Below are 12,650 nucleotides of genomic sequence, written 5' to 3' on the forward strand. Positions count from 1 at the left end.
GGCTCTACTGGACACCACCAGAGCCACCAGGGGAGGTGCGGCTGCGACGGGTGACCGAAGGGTGCGCCTCAGGCGCTTGCGACGGTCGTTCGCCGGGCCGAAATCCGTGACCAACACCGCTGACCGTTTCCGCTCTCACAGCCCCAAGGCCAGGGGAGGGGGCCCCATCGCCGACGCGCCCACCGCGACCTTCGCCGCCGACGCGGACGTGCAGGCGTGGACTCCGCCCACCTGGGAGGAGATCGTCAGCACGCACAGTGCCCGGGTCTACCGCCTCGCCTACCGCCTCACCGGCAATCAGCACGACGCCGAGGACCTCACGCAGGAGGTGTTCGTCCGCGTCTTCCGCTCGCTGTCGACGTACACCCCCGGCACCTTCGAGGGCTGGCTGCACCGCATCACGACCAATCTCTTCCTGGACATGGTCCGCCGCCGCCAGCGCATCCGCTTCGACGCGCTCGGTGACGACGCCGCCGAGAAGCTGCCCAGCCGGGAGCCCGCGCCGCAGCAGCAGTTCGACGACACCCACTTCGACGCGGACGTGCAGCACGCGCTGGACACCCTCGCGCCCGAGTTCCGTGCCGCCGTGGTGCTCTGCGACATCGAGGGCCTGTCGTACGAGGAGATCGCCGCGACCCTCGGCGTCAAGCTCGGCACGGTCCGCAGCCGGATCCACCGGGGCCGCTCGCACCTGCGCAAGGCGCTCAAGCACCGCTCCCCCGAGGCCCGGGCCGAGGAGCGGCAGGAGCAGCGGCAGCAGCAGCGGAGCTTGGCCGTGGTGCCCAGTAGGGAGGTCGGAATCGCGTGAGCGGCAGTGGCGGTCCGTCCCCCGCCGAGCACCATCTCGGCGACCGCCTCGCAGCCCTGGTCGACGGTGAACTAGGGCACGACGCACGGGAGCGGGTGCTGGCGCACCTCGCGACGTGCGGGAGGTGCAAGGCGGAGGCCGACGCGCAGCGTCGGCTGAAAAGCGTGTTCGCGCAGGCGCTGTCCCCCGGGCCGTCCGAGGGGCTGCTGGCGCGTCTTCAGCAGTTGCCCGGCGGTGACTCCGAGGGGCCCGGCAGCCGGCTCGGCACCGGCACCTTCGGCCGCGGCGCGTTCGCCGGCGGCGACGGCGCGTTCGGCTACGTCCCGTCGGAGAACCACCTCGGCGGCGCCATGGCGGCCGTCCCCACCCAGCCGCGGGCCCGCGGATTCCGGGTGCAGGTGACGGAGCGCGGTGCGCCGCAGCGGCGCCGGTTCGCGTTCGCGGCGGCCGGGGCGGTCTCGTTGGCGGCGTTCGCGCTGGGCGGCGCCCTCCCGCTGGAGGCGGCCGTCGACGCTCCCGGTCCCCGCGCCGAGGGCAGCGGCACCGCCGTCACCCCGCTCGGTGCCGATCCGGCGGCCGGTTCCCTCGCGCTCTCCCACAACCGGGGGTTCTGGGCCACGCATGACCCGCGTCCCGACGCCTGGCCCTCCGCCAGCAATCCGACCGGGGCCCCCGCACCCAGCCCGATGTCGCTGCTGGTGCCGGACGAGAGCCGGCCGTCGGGCGTGGTACCGGCGTTCAGCCCGGCGCCCGGACGTTTCGGCCTCTCGCCGCTGATAGCCGCCACCGGCCCGGCGGCGGAGTTCCGCTTCGCCCCGCTCGCCGCCACCAGCGGCAACGCCCCGGTCCGGCACACCCCGCCCCCGCTGCCGCCGCTGGAGCCGATGCGGCCGCTGATGGGCTCACCGGCCCCCACCGGTCAGTCCGCCGCCGGCCCGCACTGACCGGGCTCTGCGCGTCCCCGCCCGGAACTGGTTGAATCCCTTCTCGGGCGGCGCGCCCCTGCCCGGGGCGCGTACCGCACGGGTCTGTCGCCGGACAGGCCCCAGGTGGTGGCGGCCCGCGCAGGGCCGCGGGCGAATTGTTGGGGAGAGCATGGACGACGCGAAGGCCGCCGGGCCCAAGCTGAAGTGGTGGAGCCGCCCGGAGCAGGCTCCGGGGTCCGAGCGGCCCGCCCGGACAGCGGCCGGGGGACCGGAGGACGCCGCGTCCGCCGCCTCCGGCGCGGAGGCGTCCGGCGACTGGGTCGTCCGCCCGCCGCAGCCCGCGGCCGGTACGGTCCCGCCCGCCGGAGTCCCCCGAACCGCCGGCGACCCCCGATCCGCCGCTGACGCCGCCGACGCCGGAACGGTCGCCGATGCCCAAGCGGCAGGTGCTGACCGGGAGTTGGCCGTCGCGCGGGCGGACATATCCGGGGCGGCGCCCGCACCGGAGACCGCGGCGTCGGCCGTGCCGGCGGAGCCCGCGCCGGCACCGGAGGCCGCCGGCGTGCACCCGGCCGAGGACGCGCCCACCGCGCCCACCGCGCCCATCGCGTCCACCGCACCGAAGCGCCCCGCCGCGACCATGACGCTCGGTCAGGTGCCCGCCGACGCCCGCGCGCAGCGGCAGCCCGGTCCGGATGCCGAGCCCGCGACCGGCGGCACCCGGCCCGACCCGCGCACCGAACCGCCGGCCGGTTCCCCCGCCGCGCCCCGGCAGCAGCCGCGGCACCCCGAGGACCCGTACGGCACGCCCCCGTACGGCGGTCCCGGCCCGTGGGCGCCCGCCCCGCTCGTCCAGCGACCGATGGCCACCCCGGCCCACGGCACCGTGTTGCCGCCCGCCCCGGTTGCCGCGCCTGCCCCGGTTGCCGCGGCGCCCGGTGGGGCGGTCCCGGCCCCCACCGCCCCGCAGGACGCCGAACGGCGACCCGCCGGTCCGCCCACCCCGGCCGGCCACTTCACGGCCCCGGACGCCCCGGTCGGGCCCGCCGCCGGACCGCAGCCGGCCGCCCCCGAGCCCGCCGAGGGCGGCTTCATCCCGCACCCCGGCGACGGCGGCCCCCGCACTGTGTCCGCCGCCTGGCGGCAGTACGACCCCTGGAGCGCGCCCCTGCACACCGGACCGGTCGGCATGCCCGCGCCCCGGCGGCGTGGCCGGCGCCCCGCGCTGGTGGCCGGTGCCGTGGTGCTGGCGTTGCTCGCGGGCGGCGCCGGTGGGGTGGCCGGTGCGTACATCGAGCGGTACGGCGGCATCGACGACATCAAGTTGCCGCAGGTGGCCGGGGGAGAGGGGAGCCGCAGCCCGGAGAGCGTCGCCGGGATCGCCCGGGCGGCGCTGCCCGGTGTGGTGACCCTGCACGTCCGGGGCAACGCCGAGCAGGGCACCGGCACCGGCTTCGTGCTCGACCGACAGGGCCACATCCTCACCAACAACCACGTCGTCGAACCGGCCGGGACCGGTGGCGAGATATCGGTGACGTTCAGCGGCGGGCAGACCGCCCGGGCGAAGGTCATCGGGAAGGACGGCGGCTACGACCTCGCGGTGGTGCAGGTCGAGGGCGTCACCGGGCTGCACCCGCTCACCCTCGGCGACTCGGACGCGGCGCAGGTCGGCGACCCGGTGGTGGCGATCGGCGCGCCCTTCGACCTGGCCAACACCGTCACGTCCGGGATCATCAGCGCCAAGCAGCGGCCGATCACCGCGGGCGGCAAGAAGGGCGACGGCAGCGATGTGTCGTACGTCGACGCGCTCCAGACCGACGCACCCATCAACCCGGGCAATTCGGGGGGACCGTTGGTGGACGCCAAGGCCCGGGTGATCGGCATCAACAGTGCGATCCGGGCGGCCGACAGCAGCGGCAGCGGTGGGGTGGACGGCGGCAGTGAGCAGGGCGGCAGCATCGGGCTGGGCTTCGCCATACCGATCAATCAGGCCAAGCGGGTGGCCGAGGAACTGATCAACACCGGTCGGGCCACCCACCCGGTCATCGGGGTCACGTTGGAGATGGAGTACGCCGGCGACGGCGCCCGGGTCACCGCGGGCGGCAAGGCCGGCGCACCACCGGTCACCCCGGGCGGGCCCGGTGCCAAGGCGGGCCTCCGGCCGGGCGACGTGATCACCCAGGTGGACGGCGCGCCCGTGCACAGCGGCGAGGAGCTGATCATCAAGGTCCGCAGCCACCGGCCGGGTGACACGCTCACACTGACAGTCCAGCGGGGCGGCGCGGAGCGGTCCGTCCGGTTGACACTGGGTTCCTCCGGTCGGAGCTGATCGTTTTCACGGTGTTGGCACGGGCGACTCCCGCCCGACGCCCGTGGCCAGGTACCGTGAGAGGTGGCCTTGGCCCAAAGGCCCCCGAAGGCCGCGGATACCCCAAGGAGCTGCAAGGTGTTCTTCGATATAGGACCCCTAGAGCTGGTTGCGATCGTGGTCCTCGCGGTGCTCATCTTCGGACCGGACAAGCTCCCCAAGGTCATCCAGGACGTCACCGGCTTCATCCGCAAGGTCCGGGCGTTCTCGGACAGCGCCAAGGAAGACATCCGCAGCGAGCTCGGCCCGGAGTTCAAGGACTTCGAGTTCGAGGACCTCAAGCCGCGGAACTTCGTCCGCAAGCACGTCCTGGAGAAGGACGAGTATGGCCTGCGGGAGCTCGCCGAGATCCGCGACGGCTTCGACCTGAAGAAGGAGATGGCCGACGTCACCGAGGCGGTGCGGGATTCCACCGCGCCGAACTCCGCGTCCGCCACTCCCGCCGCGTCCGCCGGCGGCGCCCCCTTGAGTCTGTCCAAGGAGTCCCCGGCCGCTTCCGCCGGCCGTCCGGACATGTTCACCAAGGCCACGGACGCGTCCCGCCGTGAGCCGCCGCCCTTCGACGCCGACGCGACCTGAGAATCTAGTATGCCCGGCTGTGTTGACCCGACTGGCTATGCTCCCGGTGTCCGGGGTGAGGTCGCCTGAGGGGGGCGGGCCGCCCACGACGCAGGGCAACGAGGAGGCTCCGCGCAGATGGAGACGACGAGTCGGACAGTCACCGACCAGGTGGCCGCCGGTACCGGCCGAAAGGTCGACGGCTATCTGCTGGCCGAGTTCCCGTGGTACGGCCTCGATGAGGCGTTCACCGGACCGCGCTGGCTGATGCAGGTGGGCTCGGCCGCGGACGGCACTGTCGAGCACGGCGCGACCGGCCACGGCGTGGAGCCCACCATAAAGGTGGAGAACCCGGAGGACGAGCGGTTCGCGGTGGTGGTGACGGTCGCCAGCCGTCCCGTACGACGCAGCGCGGACGGCACCGGCGTCCTGGAGGCCACCTCGATCTCGACCGCCGCCTGGCTCGCCGGATCCGGCCTGCTCGCCCACACCTGGCCGACCCAGATGGACCGGACGCTGCGCCAGGACTGGCTGGACCAGCAGACGATGCTGGCCTGGGAGTTGGCCGACGACCTCGGTGGGGAGAGCTGGAGCGAGCTGATGCTCCCGGTGGACGGGGTGCCGACGCCGTTTTGCTACCGGGAGTCCGAGTACGGCTGGGTGCTCGCCGGGTCCGCCGGCGAAGGCGCGCCGGAAGGGGTCCACCTCGGCGCCTACGGGCGCGGGATGAGCGCCTACGGCCTGGGCTTCTCGGTGATCAAGGACCTGAGCGCCTACGGGGGCTGAGCGCCCGCCGCCATCTGGGGGGCGCGTACGGGATGGCATGCGCCCCTGTGGGCGGCGCACGCGCCGTGCGCGAAAGGGCGGACCGCCATGGATCCGCCCTTTCCGGTGGCGTACGAGGCCGGGGCCGGCCCGTACGCGTCAGAACTTGTTGCGCGGGGTGATCCCCAGCGACATGCCCGACAGACCGCGCTGACGGCCGCCCAGCTTGCCCGCGATGGCGCGGATCGCCGCACCGGCGGGGGAGTCCGGGTCGGTCAGCACCACCGGCTTGCCCTCGTCGCCGCCCTCGCGCAGCCGGACGTCGATGGGGATGGAGCCGAGCACCGGGACCTGCGTACCGGTGGTCTTCGTCAGGCCCTCGGCGACCCGCTCGCCACCGCCGGTGCCGAAGACGTCGACCATCTCGTCGCAGTGTGGGCAGGGCAGTCCGGACATGTTCTCGACCACGCCGACGATCTTCTGGTGGGTCTGCACGGCGATCGAACCGGCCCGCTCGGCGACCTCGGCGGCGGCCTGCTGCGGGGTGGTGACCACCAGGATCTCGGCGTTCGGCACCAGCTGGGCCACCGAGATGGCGATGTCGCCGGTGCCCGGGGGCAGGTCCAGCAGGAGGACGTCCAGGTCGCCCCAGTAGACATCGGCGAGGAACTGCTGGAGGGCGCGGTGCAGCATCGGGCCGCGCCAGACGACCGGGGCGTTGCCCGGCGTGAACATGCCGATCGAGATGACCTTCACGCCGTTCGCCGACGGGGGCATGATCATGTTCTCGACCTGGGTGGGCCGCCCGTCCGCGCCGAGCATCCGCGGCACCGAGTGGCCGTAGATGTCCGCGTCCACCACGCCCACCTTGAGGCCGTCGGCGGCCATCGCGGCGGCGAGGTTGACGGTGACCGAGGACTTGCCGACGCCGCCCTTGCCGGAGGCCACCGCGTAGACCCGGGTCAGCGAACCGGGCTTGGCGAAGGGCACCTCCCGTTCGGCGGTGCCGCCGCGCAGCGCCGTCGTCAGCTCCCGCCGCTGCTCGTCGCTCATGACCTCCAGCTCGACCCCGGCGCGGGTGACGCCGGGGACCCGCTCGACGGCCTCGCGGACGCTGTTGGTGATCGTTTCTCGCATCGGGCAGCCCGACACCGTGAGGTACACCACGACCGCCACCGAGCCGTCCGCGGCGACCTCCACCGATTTGACCATCCCCAATTCGGTGATGGGGCGGTGGATCTCGGGGTCGTTGACCGTCGCGAGCGCTTCGCGGATCGCGTCCTCGCTCGGCGCGGAGCCGTTGGGCTGGGGCGTGTCTGTTGCCATGACCCGATGGTACGGCGGCGAAGGGCGCCTCCGGAAAGGTCCTCAGCGGTCGCGTTCGTCACGCTCCGGGTGCTCGCCGTCGGGAGTCTGGCGTAGTTCCAGCTCCCGCAGCAGATCTTCGAGTTCGGAGCGGATCCAGTCGCGGGTGGCGACCTCGCCCAGGCCCATCCGCAGCGCCGCGATCTCCCGGGTCAGGTATTCGGTGTCGGCGATGGAGCGCTCGTTCTGCTTGCGGTCCTGCTCGTGGGTGATCCGGTCGCGGTTGTCCTGGCGGTTCTGCGCCAACAGGATCAGCGGCGCCGCGTACGACGCCTGGAGCGAGAGGGCCAGGGTCAGGAAGATGAACGGGTAGTTGTCGAACCGCAGGTTGCCGGGCACGGTGACGTTCCAGCCGATCCACAGGATGATGGTGACCGTCATCCAGACGATGAAGCGGCCGGTCCCCAGGAAGCGGGCGATCTTCTCGGACATCCGCCCGAACGCCTCCGGGTCGTACTCCGGGAAGAACGTCCGGCGCGGCACCCGCGGCAGGTCCAGCCGCACCCGCGGTCGCGGCTCGGATCCCCGGTGCCGCTCCCCGGCGCCGCCGCGGCGCAGTGCCGAGGCGCCGTGCGGCCGCCGCTCCCTGGGGTTCTCCCGGTCCTCAGCGCCCATCGGCGGTCTCCCCCTGCGGCCCGGCGGTGCCGCCGGCGTTCGGGCGGCCGTGCAGGCCGGCCTCCCGCCAGTCGTCCGGCAGCAGGTGGTCCAGCACGTCGTCGACGGTGACCGCGCCGAGCAGCGCCCCGCCCTCATCCACCACCGGCGCCGCGACCATGTTGTACGCGGCCAGGTAGCTGGTCACCTCCGGCAGCGGGGTGTCCGGCGGCAGGGCGGGCAGATCGCTGTCCACGATGAAGCTGACGAGGGTGAACGGCGGGTCGCGCAGCAGCCGTTGGAAGTGCACCAGGCCGAGGTACTTGCCGGTCGGCGTCTCGTCCGGCGGCCGGCAGACGTACACCTGGGCGGCGAGCGCGGGGGACAGGTCCGGGTCGCGCACCCGGGCCAGCGCGTCCGCGACGGTGGCGTCCGGGCGCAGCACGATCGGTTCGGTGGTCATCAGGCCGCCGGCGGTGCGCTCCTCGTAGGACATCAGCCGGCGGACGTCCGCCGCCTCCTCCGGGCGCATCAGGGTCAGCAGGCGCTCCTTCTCCTCCTCGGGGAGCTCGGACAGCAGGTCGGCGGCGTCGTCCGGGTCCATCGCCTCCAGGACGTCGGCGGCTCGTTCGTCCTTCAGCTTGCCGATGATCTCGACCTGGTCGTCCTCCGGCAGCTCCTCCATGACGTCGGCCAGCCGGTCGTCGTCGAGGGCCGCGGCGACCTCGGCGCGCCGCTTGGGGGAGAGGTGGTGCAGTACGCCGGCCAGGTCGGCCGGGCGCAGCTGCTCGAAGGTGGCGAGCAGGCTCTCCGCGCCCTGCCCGTGCTCCTCCAGGGAGAGGCCGCTCACCGCCGACCACTCGACCGTCAGCGTCTCCCCCTTGCGGCGCAGCGCTCCGCCCTTGCCGCGGCGGACGAAGACCTTGTCGATCTCCCAGTCACGGCGGGCCGGCAGCTGGATGATGCCGATGTCGAGCACGGTGACCTCCTCGCCGGTCTCGACCAGCCGCACCCGCCGGTCCAGCAGTTCGCCGAAGACCAGCGTCTCGGAGGCCCGCTGCTCGAAGCGCCGCATGTTGACGACCCCGGTGGTGACGATCTGGCCGGACTCCACGCCGGTCACCCGGGTCATCGGCACGAAGATCCGGCGCCGGCTGATCACCTCGACGACCAGCCCCAGCAGCCGCGGCGGGCGGTCGCCGACCCGGAGCAGCGCGACCAGGTCCCGCAGCCGCCCGACCTGGTCGCCGTTCGGGTCGAACACGGCGATGCCGGAGAGGTGGGAGACGAAGATCCGGGGAGTGACCACCGCCATGGACAGCGCCGCCCTTCTCCCTTTCCGTCCGGATTACTCCACTATTGACCCGAAAACAAAGCATTGGATCGGGTTCAGGCTAACCCGTCGGGGTGGGCCGCGCCCCGGTGGGAGCGGCCGTCCGGTGGCCGCCCGGACTCCGGCCGACCGTCCGCCGCACCCCGGGTACGCTGCCGTGAGCTGTCGAGGTCACCCGCATCAGGAGGCAGAGCCGACGTGAGCGCCATCCCCCCGGACACCACCCGCCGACCGCTGGCCGCGACCCGACCCACCGGGCGGGCGGCGCTGGTGGCGGCGGTGTGTGCGGCACTGGCCGCGACGGTGACGGGCTGCGCCGCGGACGATCCGGACGCCGGCACCAACGGGGTCGGCAAGCTCCCCGCCCAGCAGATCGAGGCCAAGGCGCGGGCCGCCGCCACCAGCGCCGACACCGTCCGGCTCGCCGGAAAGATCGTCAGCCAGGGCAGCACCTACACCCTGGACATGCGGCTGGCCAAGGACGGCGCCCGCGGCCAGCTGTCCACCAAGGCGGCCTCCTTCCAACTGCTGCGGGTTGGCGAGGCGCTCTACCTGAAGGCGGACGCGTCCTTCTGGGCCGGGGAGAAGGCCGGTGCGGGCGCCGGCCCCGACACCACCGCCGCCAAACTCGGCAACAAGTACGTCAAGGTGCCCGCCGCCGACCCGGTCTACCAACGCTTCAGCGGCTTCACCGACAAGGGCACCCTGCTGGCCGGACTGCTCGGCCTGCACGGCGAGTTGACGGTCGGGAACCACACGACGGTCGGCGGGGTCCGCACCGTCCAGGTGGCCGCCGGCGCCGGATCCGGCGGTACCCTCGACGTCTCCCTGGAGGGCACGCCGTACCCGCTGCGACTCCAGCGCGCGGGCGGCGCGGGCGAACTGAAGCTCGCCGACTGGGGCAAGCCCGTGGACCTCAAGGCCCCCGACCAGGACCAGGTCGTCGACTACGGCAAGCAGATCTCGCGGACCGGCACCGGCTGACGAACGCGGCCCCGGACGGGCGGGTCAGCCCTTGCGGCCCCGGCGCAGCAGCTTGGGCAGCGCGGCGGGGGCCGGCCGGCGGGTGATCGCGGGCGAGGCCAGCGGCGGTACGGCGTGCGACTCGTCCGGCATCCGGCCGGGGCGTTGCACCGTCTCGCCGGCCGGCGTCAGCCGCAGCACCCGGCACTCCCGGGCCCAGCGCTCGGCGATGGTGTCCGCGTCGGGTGCGTTGAGCCGCTTGCCCTTCAGCTCCTCGACGGTGGCCTGCCACTCCTCGCTGCCGGGCGCGAGTTCGCGGACCTCGGCCGGCCAGGCGATGAGCCGGCCGCCCTTGTCCTTGCTGCGGACGGTGACCGTCGCGGTGCCGCCGTCGGTGAGCCCCAGCGCGGCCAGCGGCTGCTCACCGCTGCCGCTGCGCTCCGCTCCGGCTCCGCGCCGCTTTGGGTCTTCGGCGGCGGCGTCCCCGACCAGGCAGACCGCCCCGTCGTGCCAGACGTGCCACAGCGCCCGCGCCGGGCCGGTCGCCCCGCGGACCCAGATCAGGCCGGACTTCTTCGTGGCCTCTTCGATGAGCGCCTGATCCAGCAGGGCCTGCGACACGGTCTCCTCCGTCATGGCCCTCAGCCTAATCGGCCCGGTGGTGGGGGTCCGGGGGCGCCCAGGCGGTGAGACACCGCACGGCCGGCGCGTCCCCGAGGGGCCGGGTCACAGCCAGCCGTTGCGCTTGAAGCCGCGGTGGATCCCCAGGCAGATGGAGACGGTGACCAGCATCATCGCCGGGTAGCCGTACTTCCAGTGCAGCTCCGGCATGTACTGGAAGTTCATGCCGTAGATGCCGGCGATCATCGTCGGGACGGCGAAGATCGCCGCCCAGGCGGTGATCTTGCGCATGTCCTCGTTCTGCGCGACGGCGGCCTGCGCGAGGTTGGCCTGGAGGATGGAGTTCAGCAGGTCGTCGAAGGACAGCACCTGCTCGTTGACCCGCGCCAGGTGGTCGGCGACGTCCCGGAAGTACTTCTGGATGTCGGCGTCCACCAGCCGCATCGGGCGCTCGCTCAACAACTGCATCGGCCGCAGCAGCGGGGACACCGCGCGCTTGAACTCCAGCACCTCGCGCTTGAGTTGGTAGATCCGCCCGGCGTCGCCGCTCTTGGCCGTTCCCTGGCCGGCGGCCCCTTTGCCGCCGGCGGCCTTGCCGTTGGTGCCGGAGCTGAAGACGTCGATCTCCACCTCGTCGATGTCGTCCTGGACCGCCCCGGCCACCGCCATGTAGCCGTCCACGACCTGGTCGGCGATGGCGTGCAGCACCGCGGACGGGCCCTTGGCCAGCCGCTCCTGGTCTTCCTGGAGGCGGTGCCGCAGCGCGCGCAGCGAGCCCTGGCCGCCGTGCCGGACGGTGACGATGAAGTTCGGGCCGGTGAAGCACATCACCTCGCCGGTCTCCACCACCTCGCTGGTCGAGGTCAGCTCGGCGTGCTCGACGTAGTGCACGGTCTTGAAGACGGTGAACAGGGTGTCGTCGTACCGCTCCAGCTTGGGCCGCTGGTGGGCGTGGACGGCGTCCTCCACGGCGAGCGGGTGCAGCCCGAACTCCTGGGCGATGCCGGCGAATTCGGCCTCGGTCGGCTCGTGCAGGCCGATCCAGACGAAGCCGCCCTCGTCCCGGACGCCGGCGATCGCCTCGGCCGGAGTGAGGTGGCCGGGCAGCCGGTGGCCGTCGCGGTAGACACCGCAGTCGACCACGGCGCTGTTGGTGCAGGCCGGGGCGGAGGACGCGGTGCGGTAGGGGGAATCGTCGCGGCGCCGGGCAGGGCGGACGGCGGCGCGCAGGTCGCGGATCATCGACATAGCAGGCTCCTTCGGGCCGGCCGTCAGTACCGTGGCGCGGGCGCAACGCTGCCCGGAACGGGGACGTACGAGGCGACATTGGCCGTACGTCCGCAAAGCGGGCGGCGCTCGGTGCGGGGGCTACTGACGGCAGTTCGCTGACATCACGGAAGTAAGAGTCGAAGGCGCTCTTCCGTCATCTGCGTCCGGAGCAGGGGAACTTCACAGGTTTCGCCGCGGTGCGGCGGGGTACGGAAGCTCTCGGATCAGAAGGTTCGCTGCGGGAACAGGATGACGGGAGAACTATCGGTACTGCACGGTCGACTCGGATCCACCGCAGCCCCACCTCCTCCGGCCGGTCCCCGTTGGGGGACGACGTCATTCCCTGAGCAGACGGCAAGGCTATCAGCCGTCCGAAGCGCTGAGGCGCGGCTTTGCACGTTCCATACGAAACGCCGTGCGAAGCCGCTGCTCACGGGCTCCGTAGGGGGCGGCGTTCGGGTGCGGGGCCGGCACCTATGCTCGGCCCATGTCTGACGTTCTTGAGCTGGTCGAGGCCCGGTTGCGCACGGCGCTGGGCGAACCGGACGCGCGTGCCGCCGTCACCTTCCTCGGCACCGACCGCATCGAGGTGCTGCGCTTCGTCGACGGGGACGTGCTCCGCTACGCCACCCTCGGGATGTCCGCCCAGCCCATGGCCGACCCCACCGCGGTGGTCGCCGACCCCCTCCGCGGGCCGCGGGCCGAGCTCCTGCTCTCCGTTCGGGCCGGCCGCGCGGAGACCGACAAGGTGCTCAGGCCGCTCGCCGTTCTCGCCGCGTCACCGCAGGTCGAGGGCGTGATCGTGGCCTCCGGGGCGTCGCTGGACGTGGGCGATCCGCTGTGGCCCGGGGCGCCGTTCACCTCGGTGCTGGTGGGGGCGTCCGGCGGCCTCGTCGAGGACCTGGAGCTGGACGAGCCGAGGGAACCGGTGAGATTCCTGCCGCTGCTGCCGATGACGCCGAACGAGGCCGCCTGGAAGCGGGTGCACGGCGCCGAGGCGCTCCAGGCGCGCTGGTTGGAGCGCGGGACCGATCTGCGCGATCCGCTGCGCACGGGCGTCGCGCTGGACTGACCGGACCG

General features: G+C 73.2%; 12 protein-coding genes. 7 read left to right on the plus strand and 5 right to left on the minus strand.

Going from position 1 to position 12,650, the window contains the following annotated elements; genetic code table 11:
• The first annotated feature begins 106 nt into the window (after positions 1 to 106).
• The 5 genes from sigE (at position 107) to ACO0M4_RS01710 (ending at position 5,446) form a co-directional block, all read left to right on the plus strand.
• Complete coding sequence (gene sigE, locus ACO0M4_RS01690) at positions 107 to 808, plus strand: RNA polymerase sigma factor SigE (protein ID WP_430367724.1); 702 nt, start codon at positions 107 to 109, stop codon at positions 806 to 808.
• Complete coding sequence (locus tag ACO0M4_RS01695) at positions 805 to 1,752, plus strand: zf-HC2 domain-containing protein (RefSeq protein ID WP_430367725.1); 948 nt, start codon at positions 805 to 807, stop codon at positions 1,750 to 1,752. The genes sigE and ACO0M4_RS01695 overlap by 4 nt, the downstream gene beginning before the upstream one ends.
• Positions 1,753 to 1,903: 151 nt before the next feature.
• Positions 1,904 to 4,063, plus strand: a complete 2,160-nt coding sequence (locus tag ACO0M4_RS01700) for a trypsin-like peptidase domain-containing protein (RefSeq protein ID WP_430367726.1) — start codon at positions 1,904 to 1,906, stop codon at positions 4,061 to 4,063.
• A gap of 117 nt (positions 4,064 to 4,180) precedes the next feature.
• Positions 4,181 to 4,681: a sec-independent translocase gene (locus ACO0M4_RS01705; RefSeq protein ID WP_430367727.1), complete on the plus strand. Its 501-nt coding sequence runs from the start codon at positions 4,181 to 4,183 to the stop codon at positions 4,679 to 4,681.
• Between the two features lie 117 nt (positions 4,682 to 4,798).
• The gene (locus tag ACO0M4_RS01710; protein WP_430367728.1) at positions 4,799 to 5,446 is read left to right on the plus strand and encodes a hypothetical protein; all 648 of its coding nucleotides are present in this window, start codon (positions 4,799 to 4,801) and stop codon (positions 5,444 to 5,446) included.
• A 138-nt stretch (positions 5,447 to 5,584) separates the two neighbouring features.
• On the opposite strand, the gene ACO0M4_RS01715 is transcribed toward ACO0M4_RS01710, so the two are convergent.
• The 3 genes from ACO0M4_RS01715 to ACO0M4_RS01725 are packed head-to-tail and all read right to left on the minus strand — an operon-like array spanning position 5,585 to position 8,699.
• A complete protein-coding gene (locus ACO0M4_RS01715) occupies positions 5,585 to 6,751 on the minus strand; it encodes an Mrp/NBP35 family ATP-binding protein (protein ID WP_430367729.1) in 1,167 nt (388 codons plus the stop codon).
• Positions 6,752 to 6,793: 42 nt separating this feature from the next.
• A complete protein-coding gene (locus ACO0M4_RS01720; RefSeq protein WP_430367730.1) occupies positions 6,794 to 7,405 on the minus strand; it encodes a DUF1003 domain-containing protein in 612 nt (203 codons plus the stop codon).
• The gene (locus ACO0M4_RS01725) at positions 7,395 to 8,699 is read right to left on the minus strand and encodes a magnesium transporter MgtE N-terminal domain-containing protein (RefSeq protein ID WP_430367731.1); all 1,305 of its coding nucleotides are present in this window, start codon (positions 8,697 to 8,699) and stop codon (positions 7,395 to 7,397) included. Before ACO0M4_RS01725 ends, ACO0M4_RS01720 begins: the two co-directional genes overlap by 11 nt.
• A 216-nt stretch (positions 8,700 to 8,915) precedes the next feature.
• On the opposite strand from ACO0M4_RS01725, the gene ACO0M4_RS01730 reads away from it, so the two are divergent.
• Positions 8,916 to 9,701: a hypothetical protein gene (locus ACO0M4_RS01730; RefSeq protein WP_430367732.1), complete on the plus strand. Its 786-nt coding sequence runs from the start codon at positions 8,916 to 8,918 to the stop codon at positions 9,699 to 9,701.
• 24 nt (positions 9,702 to 9,725) lie between these two features.
• On the opposite strand, the gene ACO0M4_RS01735 is transcribed toward ACO0M4_RS01730, so the two are convergent.
• Positions 9,726 to 10,316: a hypothetical protein gene (locus ACO0M4_RS01735; RefSeq protein WP_430367733.1), complete on the minus strand. Its 591-nt coding sequence runs from the start codon at positions 10,314 to 10,316 to the stop codon at positions 9,726 to 9,728.
• Between the two features lie 90 nt (positions 10,317 to 10,406).
• Positions 10,407 to 11,549, minus strand: coding sequence for a magnesium and cobalt transport protein CorA (locus tag ACO0M4_RS01740; protein ID WP_430367734.1), 1,143 nt, complete (start codon positions 11,547 to 11,549; stop codon positions 10,407 to 10,409).
• Between the two features lie 508 nt (positions 11,550 to 12,057).
• On the opposite strand from ACO0M4_RS01740, the gene ACO0M4_RS01745 reads away from it, so the two are divergent.
• Entirely contained in the window at positions 12,058 to 12,642 is a 585-nt protein-coding gene (locus ACO0M4_RS01745; RefSeq protein WP_430367735.1) for a suppressor of fused domain protein, read from the plus strand.
• Positions 12,643 to 12,650: the final 8 nt, after the last annotated feature.

Origin of the sequence: Streptomyces sp. RGM 3693 (assembly GCF_050471125.1) — a bacterium.
In the GTDB taxonomy this organism is placed as follows: Bacteria; Actinomycetota; Actinomycetes; order Streptomycetales; family Streptomycetaceae; genus Streptomyces.